The organism is Streptomyces sp. NPDC001492 (assembly GCF_053597275.1).
This window is the reverse complement of sequence record NZ_JBSFHW010000006.1, coordinates 1-15251: the sequence shown is the minus strand read 5'-3', so window position 1 is coordinate 15251 and position 15251 is coordinate 1. Positions and strand designations below refer to the sequence as shown.

The following is a 15251-nucleotide window of genomic DNA, read 5'->3' as shown; positions in this document are numbered from 1 at the left end:
ATCGTCAACCCGACGTCTGCTGGGCCGACTTGCGGGCGCGTTCGGTGAGCCGGCCCATGCGGGCGCGGGCCGACTCCAGCCGCTCGATGTCCTCGGCCGCCGGGCCACCCTCCGCAGCGAGCTCGGCCCACAGGCCGATCAGTTCGCGGCCGAGGTCCAGACCCTGATGCGGATCGCGCACGGCGCGCCAGGCGGAGGCCGCGCTCTGGATGTTGCCGTAGGCCGCCTCCGCGTCCCGGGCGCGACGGTGGATCCGGGCCAGGTCGAGCGAGAGCCGGAACGCGCGGATCGGCTCGCCCGCCAAGTAGGCGATGTACGCGGTGAGTTCGCGCAGCCGGAGCACTTCGGTGTGCTCCGGCCCGAGCGCCGCCGACGCCTTCTCGACCGTGGTCTCGGCCAGCCCGGCCGCCGTGTCCGTCCGCCCCGCCTTCACGGCCTCGTTGATCTGCGCCATCGGCTCCGCGAGGAAGGCGGGAGCGGTGGGCGGTTCGTCACCGAGGACGGCCTCGGCCACGGCGTCGAAGCCGCGGGCGGGGGTGGGCTTGGGGTCGGGATCGAGGGCCGGGTCCGGGGGGACCAGGAGGAGGGGGCCGGTCGTCGAGCGGTGGGGGGCGGGGGCGGCCGCGGATTCCTTGCGGGGTGCGGATTCCTCGGGAGGCGCGGATTCCTTCGCGGGGACGGGTGCGTCCTGGGGTTCCGGGTGGCGCCGCGGGACCGCGTCCATCGGCGGGGGCGGGCCGAACTCGCCGGTCGGGGCCGCCACCGTGCCCGGGGCCCTGTCCTGTACCGGTTGCGGCAGCGCACGCAGCACGAACGTCGGGGGGCTCTCCCGCGCGGGCTCCGCGGGCGTCGCCCGCAGCACATGTGTCGGCTTGTCCCCCTGGGGCGGCAGCCCGGACTGGGGCGGTGGGGGCTGTGGACCCTCCGCCGCCGGAACAGTCATCCCTACGGGTTCCCCGGTGAAACTGCTGGCCCCGTCCGTGTCCACCTGAAGGTGTACGACGCAGCCGATCCGCTCGTCGTGCACGGTGGCGTGGACGGGGTGGCCGGTGGCGAGGGCGATGCGGTGGAGGTGGTTCAGGACGGTCTGCTGGATCTCCTCGCCGGCGGCCGCGGTGACCGGCACACCGCCGACCCAGGCGCCGACCGCACCGGTTTCGGGTACGCGAACGTCGATCGGTGCTCCCACCAGGGCCGTGGAGCCCTCGGCGCGCTTGTGTTCCCGCTGCTTCTCGCGGCTGAGTCGAGCCATCGGTTCCCTCACTCGGATGCGTCGGGGAGTCTGCGGACAGCGCGTTCGGGTTCCATGGTGCTCCCTCCCGCCGTCGGGTTTCCGCTCCCCCGGCGTCAAGATCCGTTCGTGCACGTACTGTTGAGTCTCGCCGGTCGCTGCCGGTTCTCCGGTCACCATGGCGTCACAGACTCGTCCCAGGAACCCGCCCCCGTCGCCCGGAGCACCGGTGGGTGTACGAGGGAGGAAGGCGGGCATGCGGACGGACGTGCAGCAGGGACCTGAGATCTGGATCCGCGGCCCGGTCACCGTACCGGAGCCGGGACCGCAGCGGCCCGCCCCGTCCGTCGCCACCGCCCGCCGATACTCCTGGGTGGGCACGCACGGCGGCGCGGGCGCGTCCACACTCGCCGCCGTCTACGGCGGTCACGACTGCGGCCGTGCCTGGCCCGGCCCCGAGGACCCGCGGTCCGTGCTGCTCGTCGCCCGTACGCATGCGTCGGGGCTGGCGGCCGCCCTGCGCACCCTGGAGGTCTTCCGCCTCGGGGAGGTCCCGCCGGGGCTCGACCTCGACGCGGTCGTACTCGTCGCGGACGCTCCCGGACGGTTGCCGCGGCCCCTCGACCGGCAGGTGCGGCTGATCGAGTCGCTCATCGACGTCTACCGCGTGCCCTGGGTGTCCGACTGGCGCCTCGGTGACCTCGGCGGAAGGCCGCCGCGCGAGACGGAGGCGCTGGCCCGCCTCACGGGGGCGGCTAGGCGGTGATGTCCTTCGCCGTGAACCGCGCCCACGCCGCCGAACCGAACACGGCCGCGTACAGGGCCTGGATCTCGAGGTTCTTCACCAGGTCGTCCCAGTAGACCGGGTCGCGCATCAGGTCGGCGAAGGACAGCCAGTAATGCGAGAAGAAGTACGGCTGTATCGCATGGAGCTGGGGTATCTGGTCGAGGATCTGGACGGTGATCAGCAGTCCGACGGTCGTCGCCATCGCGGCGATGCCGCTGCCGGTCAGGGTGGAGACGAACAGGCCGAGTGCGGCGACGCCGATGAGGGACACGGCGACGACCAGGGCGATGAGCAGGGCTCTGCCCAGGCCCTCGGTGAAGCTGATCTGCGTGCCGGAGATGGTCGTCAGATCGCCGAGCGGGAAGAGTATCGCCCCGACGGTGAGTGCCGAGACGGCCACCACGAGGGTGGCGACCAGGCAGAAGACCATCACGGTCGCGTACTTGGTGAGCAGCAGACGGGTGCGGCCTGCGGGGGCGACCAGCAGATAGCGCAGGGTGCCCGAGTTCGCCTCGCCGGCGATGGCATCACCCGCGATGACACCGATCGCCATCGGCAGGAAGAACGGCAGCGTCGCGGCCAGCGCGGTGAACACCAGGAACAGGCCGTTGTTGGTGATCTGCGAGATGAACGCGGGACCGCCTCCGCCACGACCGGGGCCGGCCGAGGAACCGTCGCCGGTCTCGATCTTGACTGCGATGCCGACCAGGACCGGGACGGCGGCGAGCACCGCGAGCAGGGCGAGGGTGCGCCAGCGCCGGAAGGTGGTGAGCAGTTCGCTGCGCAGGAGCCCGAAGGTCCACAGCAGGCGTGGAGTGCGGAGCCCGCCCACTGCTTCAGCCTGCGACATCGAAGCCCTCCCCCGTCAGCGCCACGAACGCGTCCTCCAGGGACGCCCGTTCCACGCCGAAGCCGCGGACGCGGATGCCGGCCGTGACCAGCGCGGCGTTCACCTCGGCGAGGTCGCGGTCCGGGGGCTCGGCGCTCACCCGGTCGTCGGTGACGACGACGTCGGCGGCGCCCTGCTCCTTCAGCACCCGGGCCGCGTCCCCGGGGTCGGGCGTGGTGACGACCAGCCGGCCGCGCACCCCCGCGGCCAGGTCGGACACGGCGCCCTGGGTGATCAGACGGCCCTGCGCCATCACCGCGGCGTGGGTGCAGACCTGCTCGATCTCGTCGAGGAGGTGGGAGGAGAGGAAGACCGTGGTGCCGTCGGAGGCCAACTCCCTGATCAGGGAACGGATTTCGCGCATTCCCTGCGGGTCGAGCCCGTTGGTCGGCTCGTCGAGCACCAGCAGTCTGCGGGGCTGGAGCAGCGCCGCCGCGAGGCCGAGCCGCTGCTTCATGCCCAGGGAGTACGCCTTCGCCTTCTTGCCGGCCGCCGCGGTCAGGCCCACCCGGTCCAGCGCGGCCGCGACGCGGGTACGGCGGGTGCGCGGATCGGCGGTCGGGTCGGCGGCGTCGTAACGCAGCAGGTTGTCGCGGCCGGAGAGGAAGCCGTACAGGGCGGGGCCCTCGATGAGGGCGCCGACGTGCGGGAGCACGGCGCGCGAGGCCCGCGGCATGGGCTGTCCAAGCACGCGCGCAGCACCCGAGGTGGGCTCGATCAGGCCCATCAGCATGCGGATGGTGGTGGTCTTGCCCGAGCCGTTCGGACCGAGGAAGCCGAAGACGCTGCCCGCCGGGACGCTCAGGTCCAGGCCGTCGACGGCGAGTTGTCCGCCGCGGTAGCGCTTGGTGAGCCCACGGGTGGCGATGACGCTGTCACCCGGCGGCTCGCTCCGCTCCGGCTCCGTGGCGGACTCCTCGTCCATCGGCTTCCTCGATTCGTGCATGTGCTGCCTCTCGCGCGGCGGCTACGTACAGTGACTACGTACGAGCACCGCGCAAGGTTCCCGGCCAAGCGCCCATCGCGGCGAAGCCGCATGCCGATACAGCCTCGCGCCCCTTCCGGGGCGCTGCGCTCAGCCCGCGTTCGCCGCCCTGACCAGTGCGTCCTTGTTCACCGCGCCGACGTAGACCTTGCCCTTGTCGGTGATCAGGGCGTTGATCAGGCGGGTCTTGAAGACCGTGCCCGAGCCGAACTTGCCGGAGACCTTGTCGCCGAGCGAATCGAGGAACCCGCCGAAGTTCCCGCCGACCTCGGAGCCGGACGGGATGCCCTTGCCGCCGGTGTCGAAGGTGGCGATGGAGGTCCAGCCCTTGCCCAGGACGTTCAGTCCGTCGGGGCCCTTGCCGAGGCCCTCGTCCGGTTTGCCGGGCTTGCCCGGGAACTTGCCGGCCTTGTGGTCGCCCTTCGGGCCGCCCTCGAAGTGGCCCTTCGCGTGGTCGCCCTGCTTGTCCTCGGTGACCTTCGCCCCCTTGGGCGGGGTGAAGTCGAAGGTCGAGGCGCTCGGCTTGGCGAAGCTGACCTGGGTGAAACCGGCATCGATCACGGCGGCTCCGCCGCTCGCCGGGGTCAGGGTGAACTTCAGCGGCAGCCCGGTCTTCGAGTCCACGGCCACGGTGATCTGACCGACCGTCGAACCGGACTGCTTCGGCTTGATGACCAGCCGGTACGCGTCACGGCCCGCGACCTGGGCGGTCCCCTCCACGGTCACCGAGGTGGTGGAGTCGACCGACTTCAGGGCGTCCTTGGTGAGGTCCTGGGGCGTGGCGGGGACGTCTTCCTTCTGTTGCTTGTCCGCGCCGGCCGGGGCGGTCGAGTGGTAGACCTCGTTCGACTGGCTGTCGTAGCCCCAGACGTCCTTGCCGTTGTGGATGATGCTGTATTCGGCCGCGTTCTCCAGCAGGGACAGCTTCTGCCTGTCCTGGCCGTCGGCCGCGACGCGCAGGGTGTGCGTGCCGGTGGCGAGCTCCGTGAGCTTGGAGCTCGGGTCGGCGGAGGAGCCGTCGCCCGACCTCCCGGCGCCGGACGTCAGACTGCTCTCGAGACCGCCGAGGTCCGGCAGCCCCAGGTCGGTGGTGATCTTCACCGTGCCGGACAGCTGCTGCACGTCCGACTTGGCGATCTTGTCGATGAGTTGCTGCGCGCTGATCTTCGGCAGGTCGGGGTCACCGGAGTCGGCGAGCGCCGGGACGAGCCCGATGGTCGCCGCCGCCACCCCCACCACCGCGACCGGGACGACGTACCGCGCGGCCTTGCGGCGACCCGCGCGCAGGTCGTCGGCCTCCCCGGCGGTCGTACTGTCGTCGGATTCGTACGGTGCCATGTGTGCGCTACCTCCGTCGTCGGCGGCGGCTTGTCCAACTCGCGTGTTTCTGTTGTCCACCCCGAGCCGCCATTCTCACCCGAATCGGTGATCAGTGGTGATTTCCGTGGTTTCCATCTCACCAAATCGGCCAGGAGGAAGCGTCAGCCCCGGGGGCCAACTCCATGTACACCTGGGGTATGACGCGACAGGGCGGCGCCTGCCCCGACCCGTAGGGGTCGCAGGGGGAAGACGCCGCCCTGGGTGAGCTCCCGTCAGTTCTGCAGGAAGACGTAGTCCGCCCGGTACGGGACTCCTACGATCGCGCCCGGCGTGCAGGAGCCGGCCGGAGCCACTCCGCCCACCGTGTTGAGCCGCAGGATCTCGGCGGTGTTCGCGAGCAGACCGTGGTGCTTGCCGGCCTGGGTGGCCTTGAGGTCGAGCTCGGGGATGTTGCCGTCCCCGTTGGGCGTCTTGGCCAGGACGGCCCCGGTCACCGCGCTTCCGTCCGGCGCGACCCACTGCGGCGTACCGGAGTTGGGGGCGACGAAGGAGTGCCGGATGCCGCCGCCGAGCAGGGCGCCGACGTCCCGCTGGGCGAAGGCGTAGCCGCCGCCGGTGGCCGGCTTGCACTCGTAGATCTGCTTGCCCTTGATCACGGACGCCTGGAAGTTGTGCAGGGCGTCACGGAAGTCGAAGGCGGCGACGGTGACCTTGTGGAGCTGGCCGCGGACGGCTCCACCGGGGAACTCGGTGGTGTGCAGGTTGGCGTAGAACGAACCGGGGTCGGACTTGAGAGCGGCGAGCAGCCCGGCGTCCTTGACCTCGACGGTGCCGGTGACGCTGTGGCGCTTGCTGTTCTTCAGCAGGTCGGTGAAGTCGACCTTGACGCCGCCATTGGTCCCCCGGGCGCCCTGGTGGATGTGGAGCATGGTCGGTTTGCCGGTGCCGCGCCAGGTCACGGCGACGGACACCTTGTCGTCCTGCACCTTGATGAACTCGAGCGCGGCGCCGTCCTTGTCGCCGACGGCCGGACCGCCCGCCACGGGAACCTCGTTGGCCCCTCGCAGACTGGCGGCAAGAACGGTTCCCCCGGTGTCGCCGGACAGGGTCCCTCCGGCGGCGTGGGCCGGGATCACCGCGGTGGCGATCCCCCCTGCGGCGGCCACCGCGGCGGCTGTCGCCATCAGGCTCTTACGGCGCTTCGAGAACGTCGTGTTCATGCCCATGATGCTGTTTTCTCCCCGTAGACCGGCCGACACCCCCTGCGTCGGCCTTCTGGGGAGGACTACGGAAGCGATCTCATTCTGGACTCAGTCCAGATCTGTGACGTGCGTCACAGCACTCGAAGACGCAGGTCGGAGCGGCAGCTCAGCCGGCCCGATGAACCACGGCGTCGCACATCTCCATCAGCGCCAGCTTCGCATCGCACTCCGGCAGCGGGGCCAGCGCCGCTCGCGCGTCCTCCGCGTACCGCACCGTGTCCCGGCGCGCCTGCTCCAGCGCGGGATGCTCACGCAGCCCGGCGAGCGCCTCGGCGTGCCGCGCGTCGTCGCTCAGGTCGGAGTCCAGCAGCTCGCACAAGGCGATGTCCTCGGCGAGCCCCAGCCGGGCCGCCCGCTCCCGCAGTCGCAGCACCGGAAGGGTGGGGACCCCCTCGCGGAGGTCGGTCCCGGGCGTCTTCCCGGACTCGCGCGACTCGGAGGCGATGTCCAGTACGTCGTCCGCCAGCTGGAAGGCGACTCCCAGCCGCTCCCCGTACTGCGTCAGCACGTCCACGACCGTCTCGTCGGCGCCCGACATCATCGCCCCGAAGCGGCACGACACGGCCACCAGCGAACCCGTCTTGCCGCCGAGCACGTCCAGGTAGTGGTCGACCGGGTCCCGGCCGTCCTGCGGCCCCGCCGTCTCCAGGATCTGCCCCGTGACCAGGCGCTCGAACGCCTCGGCCTGGACCCGGACCGCCTCGGGCCCGAGGTCGGCGAGGATGTGCGAGGCGCGCGCGAACAGGAAGTCGCCGGTGAGAACCGCCACCGAGTTGCCCCAGCGGGTGTTGGCGCTGTCGACGCCGCGCCGCACGGCGGCCTCGTCCATCACGTCGTCGTGGTACAGCGTCGCCAGATGGGTCAGCTCCACCACCACGGCCGACGGCACGACCCCCGGCGCATACGGATCACCGAACTGGGCGGCGAGCATCACGAGCAGCGGGCGGAACCGCTTCCCGCCCGCCCGCACCAGGTGCTGGGCGGCCTCCGTGATGAAGGGCACCTCACTCTTGGTGGCTTCGAGCAAACCTTCCTCGACGGCCGCCAATCCGGCCTGGACATCGGCTTCCAGAGCCTGGTCCCGCACGCTCAGCCCGAACGGCCCGACGACGGTCACGAGGGGTCTCCTGTCTGCTGGTGTCTACTGGCGGTTACACGGTTTGTCGATAGGTCGCTGACATCACTCAAGTCAGCGTATCCGGTCACCTTTCGATCACCGATGCCACCCACCCGTCCAGCCCGGGCGGTATCGGATCACGACCGGTATGTTTTTGATCAACCGATAAGAACGGATATCTCTCGACTTGTCTATCGGGGTGTCGGCCGACCCGCCTCTCGGAGCGTCCCCGGCCCGTTCCCGGCGCGCCGCTCGGCGCGTCCCTCGTTTGCGCGAGCCCGAAACATCCTTCCCCCACGAAACGACTCACGAGGACCTCCGGATCCCGGCCCGGGGTGCTCGACGGGCGACCGTCATGACAACGACGTGCACCACACGACAGGTTCCGCTTTCGCCCTCCAATGAGGCGGTGGGCGGCTGATTGACTATGAGTTGGGGTCATTGCCCTTTTTGCCGCTTCTTGCGGACGCCGGTGACTTGACTCACACGGCACGACGGGCGCGCGGTGACGATTCCCCCGCTGCTTCCCCACCCCCGTACGCGAGTTGAGGCTTGGCAACCGCAAAGGATCAAGCGCCCCATAAGCCTCAGACCAAGGTCAATAGGCATGCCCTGTGAGCCCGACACTTGTTCCCGCCATGTGCTCTCGCATACGTTCCCGGCCTGTCGGGTGGACGCCGAATCCTGCCGCCGCCCGGGCACGACCATCGACCGACTCACTCGCACGGCAGGAGCGGGGGAACCAGGTAGGCCGCCGGACCGGGCATCCCGGTGCGGCTAGGGGTGAAGCCGCGTCGCCGTAAGGCTGCGCGGCCGGGCATCTCCCCGCCCGAACCCGACAGCTCACCTCGCAGGCGACGGAGAGGATCCCGCCATGCCTGCAACAGGTCAGCACCGCCGTCCCAGAAGCAACCGCCTCGCCCGCAAGCTCGCCGTCGCCGGTACCGGCGCCGCCGTTCTCGCCCTTCCGCTCATCGGGGCGAACACCGCGTCCGCCGCCACCCCGACCGTCGCCAACGTGAAGTCGATGGGTTACGCCGACAATCTCGACGGCTGGATCCGGGGCGCCCTCCAGGTCATGAAGCAGAACGGAATCCCCGGGACGTACAACGGCATTTACCGCAACATCATCCGCGAGTCCTCGGGCGACCCGGCCGCCATCAACAACTGGGACTCGAACGCGCTCGCCGGCACTCCGTCCAAGGGGCTGCTGCAGGTCATCGACCCGACGTTCCTCGCCTACCACGTGCCCGGCACAGCGATGAACCCCTTCGACCCGATCGCGAACATCACGGCCGCCTGCAAGTACGCTGCCGCGCGGTACGGGTCGATCGACAACGTGTTCGGTGCGTACTGAGCGTTGCGCCAGAAGTGCCGCGGTGGGCTGTCGGTCCTCTGCGGCACCATCGTGGCCGGCCGCGGAGCCGCAGAGAGATACAGCCCCGCGCCCCTTCAGGGCGCGGCCCGAACCGCGGCGAGCTCCCCGGACTCGATGAACAGTCGCTCGAGGACGACGGCGATGCCGTCGTCCTCGTTCGACAGGGTGATCTCGTCGGCCACCGCCTTGAGTTCGGGGTGGGCGTTGGCCATGGCGACGCCATGGGCGGCCCAGTCGAACATGGGGATGTCGTTGGGCATGTCGCCGAAGGCGATCGTCTGCTCAGGGCCGAGCCCCAGGTGTGCGGCGGCCAGTGCGAGGCCCGTCGCCTTGGTGATGCCGCATGGCTGGAGTTCGACGGTCCCCGGCCCCGACATGGTGACGGTGGCCAGCGAGCCGACGACCGAGCGTGCCGTCGCCGCCAACTCGTCGTCGGACAGGGCGGGATGGCGCAGCAGCACCTTGCTGATGGGTTCGCACCACAGGTCGTCGCGCCGGTCGACCCGAACCGCCGGCAGCGTCGGATGCGGCATCAGGTAGCCCGGTTCGATGAGCGTGAGTCCCTCGACGCCGTCCTGGTCGACAGCCGCGTACACCTGACCCACCTCGGCCTCGATCTTGCCGAGGGCGGTCTCGGCCAGCTCCCGGTCCAGGGTGACGGACCACAGCAGACGGTCCGCGCCCACGTCGTACACCTGCGCGCCCTGCCCGCACACCGCGAGCCCCCTGCCGCCCAGTTGGTCGAAGAGCGGCCGCACCCTGGGGGCCGGCCGGCCCGTCACGACGAGGTGCCGGGCGCCGGCCCCGGCGACCCGGGCGAGCGCGGCGAGGGACCGGTCGGACAGCGTGTCGTCGCCTCGGAGCAGCGTGCCGTCCAGGTCGGTGGCGATGAGTGCATATGCGGTGGGTGCGGCCATGATCAGAGAATACGGACAGGACGCCCCACCGACTCATCGCGAACCGGACGACGGCTGGTTGCCCCACCGCCCCTCGCCCAACTCCCTTATCCTTGGTGGCTCTTCATCATCAGGCAGGGGCCGGCGGCCCCGGCCTAGCCGTGCGCTGCCGCGAGGTGTTTGGCCAGCCTCGGGGAGGCGAACTCGGTACCGCACACGAAACGCATCACCGGGCCGTACGACGCCGCGGCCGGCAGGCCGGTGAAGTACAGGCCGGGGACCGAGGAGACGTATCCCGCGCCCAGTTTGGGTGTGCCGCGGCTCACCGCGAGACGGGTGCGCAGTTCGTGGCCGAGGAAGTCCATGGCCGCGATGTCGACCCGGTATCCGGTGGCCGCGATGACGTGGTCCGCGGACATGTCCTGGATGCGGCCCGCGTGGGTGCGCACCGTCAGCTTGGAGCAGCCGTCGGCCGCGTCCGCCCGCACGATCCGGTCGACCTCGCTGACCTGCACCTTCCCCTCGAAGCGGTCACGCAGCCACCAGGCGCCGAGCGGGCCGAGGACGCGCCGGACCAGGTAGTGGCGGGTCTCGGCCGGCAGGTAGCGGTAGGGGTGCGGGTAGTAGCTGAGGGCCCACAGGGACCAGGCGCGGCCGAAGGGCGACTCGGGGCGCAGCTTCGGCTGCTTCCACGGCGGTGCGCCGAAGGCGACCCGGCCGCGGCCACGGGAGACCACCCGCACCTGTGCGCCCGCCTCCGCCGCCAGCGCCGCCGTCTCCAGCGCGGACTGGCCTGCGCCGATCACGATCAGTTCCTTGCCGGCGTAGCGCGTGAGGTCGTGCTGCTGGGAGCTGTGGGAGACCGGGCCCGTGGGGGTGGGTCCGTCCGCCGCGGCGGTGGCCAGTTCGGGCGGCAGGTACGCGAGGCCGGACAGACCGGTCGCCACGACGACCGCACGGGCGGTGAACAACTCACCGGAGTCCAGCTTGAGTTCGAAGCCACCACCCTTGTGCCGGTCCACCGACACCACCCGCACCCGCTCCAGTTCGGGCACCAGCTTCTGCTGGAACCACTCGCCGTAGGAGATGAAGGTCTCGACGGGGATGATGTCCTCATCCGTCACCAGCCGCCTGATGCCGGCGGCGTCGCAGTAGTCGGCGAGTGTGTGGCCCTGCTGCGGCGCGTCCAGACTGGAGGCGGCAGGGGTCGACTTGAGGACCATTCCGGCGGGCATGTGGTCGCGCCAGCTGACCATGGGCTCGCCGAAGACGCGGACCGGCAGTCCGCGTGCTCGGAGATGGGCGGCGGTCGACAGGCCGAAGGGCCCGGCGCCGATGACTGCAACCGGTTGAATCACGAAGTCCCTCCCCAGGACGCTCACTTCGTCACTTCGTGTGGTTCGTCTCGGGCGGCCGACCGGCCGGCTAGCCGCCCGAACTGGTGGTGTTGCCACGGCGGTTGGTCCGCCACAGCTGGTACAGGTGCTTCGCGCCCGGCCGCACGAAGCGTGCGAGCATCGTGAGGAACGGCAGCGGGTCGTCACCCGCGAGCCAGGCCAGCTCCGTCCCGCTCGCGCGCGCCGGTGCGTGCGGCGTCGTATAGCCGCTGCGGCGGTAGGCGAGCAGGGCGGGCAGGTCGATGTTCTCCACGATGTACCGGTGGCCGGCCCGCTGTTCCCCCTCCGGGACGGAGCGGCCGGTCAGGTCCAGATGCATGGCGCGGACGACGTCCACCCCCGACTCGTTCTCGAAGAGCCGGAACTGGGCGCCCATGCGGGGGTTGAAGTCGAGGAGTTTGTACTGTCCGTCGCGCCGGTCGAAGCGCAGGTCGAGGTCGATGATGCCGGTGAAGCCGATCTGCTTGATGAAACGCGCGGCGATGTCCGCGAGTTCCGGGTTGTCGACGACGTACGCGTTGGCCGTCATGCCCGCGTGCGGCGGCCAGGAGCGCACCTTCACGCCGGTGAACATGGCCAGCGGCGTCGAGTCCTGGTCGAAGTAGGCGTGCACGATCCAATCCTCGGCGTCCTCCCTGGGCAGGTACTCCTGGAGGATCACCCCGGGGCACTCGCCCCAGTCTCGGGCGAGGCGGAGCAGGCCCTCGGGAGTGGAGATCCGCGTGGTGCCGTTCACCGCCGGCCGTTTGCGCCGTACGAACGCCTCACGGTTCTTGGCGACCACCGGGAAGCGGGCCTTCTCGGCGAATGTGACGATGTCGTCGTACGACTGCGGGAAGGCGGCCGTGGGGCTCGGGATGCCGTGTTCCATGCACAGTTCGTGCAGGCCCTGCTTGCTCGCGAGGCGGCGGGGCAGGGCGGGCTCGACCCGCGGGAACAGGAAGCGGCCGGCGAGTGCGTCCTGGTGCTCGGCGATCAGCACCGCCGCCTCCTCGTCGGTGGGGACGAGGACGGCGGGGCGGCCGATGCGGCGCCCTATGCGCAGCAGGCCCTCCACCAGACGGGCGGGTTCCTCCGTGCCGGTGGTCGGCCAGACGAAGGCTTTCTCGAGGTAGCGGGAGGAGGCGGCGGGCGTGTAACGGTCCTCGGTGATTGCATACATCGGCACGCCGAGGCGGCCCAGGCTGCGAATCGCACCGACACCGCCGTGGTGCAGCGGGTAGTCGCCGAACTTGACGATCAGGCCGGGCACTTCACGATCGGCCGCGAACGGCACACTGCGTGTGCTGCTGGCCACGGGTCCCCCCACGCGTCCCCCCTACGGACCGGACCCACCCCGTCCGTGTCCCCCAAAGGACGCTAAGCCGGAATTGCCACGTCCGACAAGCCCAATTCGGACATTGCAAACTCTTTAGACACTGCCCAGGACTGGCAACCCCGCCGTAACGTGTGGCGCGGCCACCCAGCGGCCATATAACGGTTCGCGCAGGTGGCACACGACAGACGGTCCGCGACACAGTGAGAGTGAGGCAGCACCCCATGCCCCCCTTCGACGTCCCCGAGGGCGATCCCTTCGGTCCGCACAACCTTCCGTACGGCGTCTTCTCCCCTGCCGGCTCGACGGAGCGGACCGTCGGCGTCCGGCTCGGCGACCATGTCCTGGACGCGGGCGCGGCGGCGCGCGCGCTCGGGTCGCCGTACGCCTCCCTGCTCGCGCAGCCCTCGCTGAACCCGCTGCTCGCCGCGGGCCGCACCACCTGGTCGGACGTACGGCGCGCGCTGACGGCGTGGGTGACGGTACCGGCGCACCAGGAGGCGGTCGGGGCCTTCCTGCATCCGCTCGCGTCGGTGACGCTCCACCTCCCCTTCGAGGTCGCGGACTACGTCGACTTCTACGCCTCGGAGAACCACGCCCGGAATGTCGGCCAGATCTTCCGCCCGGACGCCGCCGACTCGCTGACGCCGAACTGGAAGCACCTCCCGATCGGTTACCACGGGCGGTCCGGCACGGTCGTGGTGTCGGGCACGGACGTCGTACGGCCGTCCGGGCAGCGCAAGGCTCCCGCCGACGCGGCGCCCGTCTTCGGGCCGTCCGTCCGCCTCGACATCGAGGCCGAGGTCGGTTTCGTGGTGGGTGTGCCCTCGCAGCAGGGGCGGCCGGTGGCGCTCGGCGACTTCCGGGAACACGTCTTCGGGCTGTGCCTGCTCAACGACTGGTCCGCGCGTGACATCCAGGCCTGGGAGTACGTCCCCCTCGGCCCGTTCCTCGGCAAGTCCTTCGCCACCTCGGTGTCGGCGTGGATCACCCCGCTGGACGCACTGGAGGACGCGCGGGTGGCACCGCCGGAGCGGACCCACGAGCTGCTGCCGTACCTCGACGACGCAGCCGACTCGGGCAACGGGCCCGGCGGGTACGACCTGCGGATCTCCGTCGCGATCAACGGCTCCGTCGTCTCCGAGCCGCCCTTCTCCACCATGTACTGGACGGCCGCACAGCAGCTGGCCCACATGACGGTGAACGGCGCCTCCCTGCGGACCGGCGACCTGTACGGGTCGGGCACGGTCAGCGGTCCGGAGCCCGGGCAGCGCGGGTCGCTGCTGGAGCTGACCTGGAACGGGCGGGATCCGCTGGAACTTCCCGAGGGCAAGCGGACGTTCCTGGAGGACGGGGACGTGGTGACGTTGTCGGCGTGGGCGCCCGGACCGGGCGGGACCCGCGTGGGCCTCGGCGAGGTGAGCGGCCGGATCGTGGCAAGCCCGGTGGAGTGAGCGGAAGTTGCGGGGCGTGACGGCGGCTGTGCGGATCGTGCGGATGGTCGTACGAGACGTGCGAGACGGACGAGGTGTGTCGTACGGGACGGCCGTCGTCCCCTGACTCCTGCGCCGTTCGCCGTCATACTGGCGATGGCGCCTTGTGCGCCGAGCCGCACCATCCCAAGGCCCCGCCCCTTCCTCCGACCAGGATCCGGAGACCGTGGCATGACCGTCTGTCTGCTCCTGCTGAGCGTCGTCGCCCTGATGGCCGCCGTGCCGGTGCCGCGTGCGCTGGTGCGGTCGGCGTGGCCCGAGCGGGAGCCCGTGGTCGCGCTGTGGGTGTGGCAGTGTCTGGTCGCCACCGTCCTGCTGTGCTGTCTGACGGCGCTCGTGCTGGGCGCGGCCGCCGTCTTCCACACCTTCCGCGACCACGTCTTCGCGCCGGCGCCGCCGGCCGTGACCGCGGCGTACGACCTGACCGCCGCGCCCGCCTGGTCCGCGGCCCTCACCCTGCTGCTGGCCTGCGGCGCCGCCTGGACGACGGCGATGCTCGCCCGCGAACTCGTCGAGGCGCGCCGCCGCCGCGGACAGACCCGGGCTCACCTGCGCGAACGCGCCCCCGAGCTGCCCCCCGGACTGGAGGGCGCGGCGCGCGGCCCACTACTGGTGCTGGAGGACGAGTACCCGGACGCCTGGTGGATGCCCGGCCACCCGCCCCAGCTGGTCGTCACCACGGGCGCCCTGCACCGGCTCACCGACCACCAGCTCGACGCGGTCCTGACGCATGAACGCGATCATGCGCGGGCGCACCACGACTGGCTGCTGCATCTGTCGAGCGCGCTGGCCACCGGCTTCCCGCGCATCCCGCTGTTCGCCCACTTCTGCGAGCAGACGCACCGGCTGGTGGAGCTGGCCGCGGACGACACGGCGTCCCGCCGGTGCGGCCATCTGACCACCGCGCTCGCCCTGATCGAGCTGAACCAGCACCGCGGCGTGCTGTCCTGCGCCTCCAGCCACCGCCTCCTCGGGGAACGCGTCGACCGCCTCCTGGAGCCGCCGCCGCGGCTCGGGCGCCGGCACCGCGCGCTGACGACGACGGTGGCGGCGCTGGTGCCGTTGCTGCCGCTGCTGATCGCGTTCGCGCCGGGGTTGACGGCGCTGGGGTGACCCCTGTCCAGGGCCCCTGGTCGTGGCCGAGCAGTGCGGGGTGCTGGAGTCACTCTTCCCCGGGCGGA

General features: G+C 71.0%; 13 protein-coding genes and 1 riboswitch. Of the genes, 4 read left to right on the top strand and 9 right to left on the bottom strand.

Going from position 1 to position 15251, the window contains the following annotated elements; genetic code table 11:
* Positions 1-4: 4 nt before the first annotated feature.
* Positions 5-1252: a tetratricopeptide repeat protein gene (locus ACWC1K_RS09545; RefSeq protein ID WP_450829882.1), complete on the bottom strand. Its 1248-nt coding sequence runs from the start codon at positions 1250-1252 to the stop codon at positions 5-7.
* 235 nt (positions 1253-1487) lie between these two features.
* Here ACWC1K_RS09545 and ACWC1K_RS09540 point away from each other — a divergent pair, with 235 nt between their 5' ends.
* Positions 1488-1997 (top strand): DUF6668 family protein, encoded by a 510-nt coding sequence (locus ACWC1K_RS09540; RefSeq protein ID WP_450829881.1) that lies wholly within the window; start codon positions 1488-1490, stop codon positions 1995-1997.
* On the opposite strand, the gene ACWC1K_RS09535 is transcribed toward ACWC1K_RS09540, so the two are convergent.
* The 5 genes from ACWC1K_RS09535 to ACWC1K_RS09515 form a co-directional block, all read right to left on the bottom strand.
* Positions 1987-2868 (bottom strand): ABC transporter permease, encoded by an 882-nt coding sequence (locus ACWC1K_RS09535; RefSeq protein ID WP_450829879.1) that lies wholly within the window; start codon positions 2866-2868, stop codon positions 1987-1989. The two genes, ACWC1K_RS09540 and ACWC1K_RS09535, sit on opposite strands and share 11 nt — an antisense overlap.
* Positions 2855-3832: an ABC transporter ATP-binding protein gene (locus ACWC1K_RS09530; RefSeq protein ID WP_450830343.1), complete on the bottom strand. Its 978-nt coding sequence runs from the start codon at positions 3830-3832 to the stop codon at positions 2855-2857. Before ACWC1K_RS09530 ends, ACWC1K_RS09535 begins: the two co-directional genes overlap by 14 nt.
* 150 nt (positions 3833-3982) lie before the next feature.
* Positions 3983-5230, bottom strand: a complete 1248-nt coding sequence (locus ACWC1K_RS09525) for a LolA family protein (protein ID WP_450829877.1) — start codon at positions 5228-5230, stop codon at positions 3983-3985.
* A 254-nt stretch (positions 5231-5484) separates the two neighbouring features.
* Complete coding sequence (locus ACWC1K_RS09520; RefSeq protein ID WP_450829876.1) at positions 5485-6432, bottom strand: CHRD domain-containing protein; 948 nt, start codon at positions 6430-6432, stop codon at positions 5485-5487.
* 148 nt (positions 6433-6580) lie between these two features.
* Positions 6581-7591, bottom strand: a complete 1011-nt coding sequence (locus ACWC1K_RS09515; RefSeq protein ID WP_351462575.1) for a polyprenyl synthetase family protein — start codon at positions 7589-7591, stop codon at positions 6581-6583.
* Positions 7592-8290: 699 nt separating this feature from the next.
* A riboswitch (cyclic di-AMP (ydaO/yuaA leader) is annotated at positions 8291-8461 on the top strand.
* 4 nt (positions 8462-8465) lie between these two features.
* Here ACWC1K_RS09515 and ACWC1K_RS09510 point away from each other — a divergent pair.
* Positions 8466-8948 carry a transglycosylase SLT domain-containing protein gene (locus ACWC1K_RS09510; RefSeq protein ID WP_450829874.1) on the top strand — a complete coding sequence of 161 codons (483 nt, stop codon included), beginning with the start codon at positions 8466-8468 and terminating at the stop codon, positions 8946-8948.
* 95 nt (positions 8949-9043) lie between these two features.
* Here the strand turns inward: ACWC1K_RS09510 and ACWC1K_RS09505 are convergent, their stop codons facing one another.
* The 3 genes from ACWC1K_RS09505 to ACWC1K_RS09495 form a co-directional block, all read right to left on the bottom strand.
* Positions 9044-9886 carry an HAD family hydrolase gene (locus ACWC1K_RS09505; RefSeq protein WP_450829872.1) on the bottom strand — a complete coding sequence of 281 codons (843 nt, stop codon included), beginning with the start codon at positions 9884-9886 and terminating at the stop codon, positions 9044-9046.
* A gap of 134 nt (positions 9887-10020) precedes the next feature.
* Positions 10021-11223, bottom strand: a complete 1203-nt coding sequence (locus ACWC1K_RS09500) for an FAD-dependent oxidoreductase (RefSeq protein ID WP_450829870.1) — start codon at positions 11221-11223, stop codon at positions 10021-10023.
* Positions 11224-11290: 67 nt separating this feature from the next.
* Positions 11291-12559, bottom strand: coding sequence for a carboxylate--amine ligase (locus ACWC1K_RS09495; RefSeq protein ID WP_450829868.1), 1269 nt, complete (start codon positions 12557-12559; stop codon positions 11291-11293).
* A gap of 242 nt (positions 12560-12801) precedes the next feature.
* Here ACWC1K_RS09495 and fahA point away from each other — a divergent pair, with 242 nt between their 5' ends.
* Together fahA and ACWC1K_RS09485 are read left to right on the top strand one after the other, a co-directional pair.
* Positions 12802-14031, top strand: a complete 1230-nt coding sequence (fahA, locus tag ACWC1K_RS09490; protein ID WP_450829866.1) for a fumarylacetoacetase — start codon at positions 12802-12804, stop codon at positions 14029-14031.
* A gap of 210 nt (positions 14032-14241) precedes the next feature.
* A complete protein-coding gene (locus tag ACWC1K_RS09485) occupies positions 14242-15183 on the top strand; it encodes a M56 family metallopeptidase (protein WP_450829865.1) in 942 nt (313 codons plus the stop codon).
* The last annotated feature ends 68 nt before the right edge of the window (positions 15184-15251 follow it).

Excerpts from the sequence above, each read along its gene's own strand:
- ACWC1K_RS09545 (WP_450829882.1), bottom strand. The coding sequence starts at position 1,252 with ATGGCTCGACTCAGCCGCGAGAAGCAGCGGGAACACAAGCGCGCCGAG.
- ACWC1K_RS09540 (WP_450829881.1), top strand. The coding sequence starts at position 1,488 with ATGCGGACGGACGTGCAGCAGGGACCTGAGATCTGGATCCGCGGCCCG.
- ACWC1K_RS09535 (WP_450829879.1), bottom strand. The coding sequence starts at position 2,868 with ATGTCGCAGGCTGAAGCAGTGGGCGGGCTCCGCACTCCACGCCTGCTG.
- ACWC1K_RS09530 (WP_450830343.1), bottom strand. The coding sequence starts at position 3,832 with ATGGACGAGGAGTCCGCCACGGAGCCGGAGCGGAGCGAGCCGCCGGGT.
- ACWC1K_RS09525 (WP_450829877.1), bottom strand. The coding sequence starts at position 5,230 with ATGGCACCGTACGAATCCGACGACAGTACGACCGCCGGGGAGGCCGAC.
- ACWC1K_RS09520 (WP_450829876.1), bottom strand. The coding sequence starts at position 6,432 with ATGAACACGACGTTCTCGAAGCGCCGTAAGAGCCTGATGGCGACAGCC.
- ACWC1K_RS09510 (WP_450829874.1), top strand. The coding sequence starts at position 8,466 with ATGCCTGCAACAGGTCAGCACCGCCGTCCCAGAAGCAACCGCCTCGCC.
- ACWC1K_RS09505 (WP_450829872.1), bottom strand. The coding sequence starts at position 9,886 with ATGGCCGCACCCACCGCATATGCACTCATCGCCACCGACCTGGACGGC.
- fahA (WP_450829866.1), top strand. The coding sequence starts at position 12,802 with ATGCCCCCCTTCGACGTCCCCGAGGGCGATCCCTTCGGTCCGCACAAC.
- ACWC1K_RS09485 (WP_450829865.1), top strand. The coding sequence starts at position 14,242 with ATGACCGTCTGTCTGCTCCTGCTGAGCGTCGTCGCCCTGATGGCCGCC.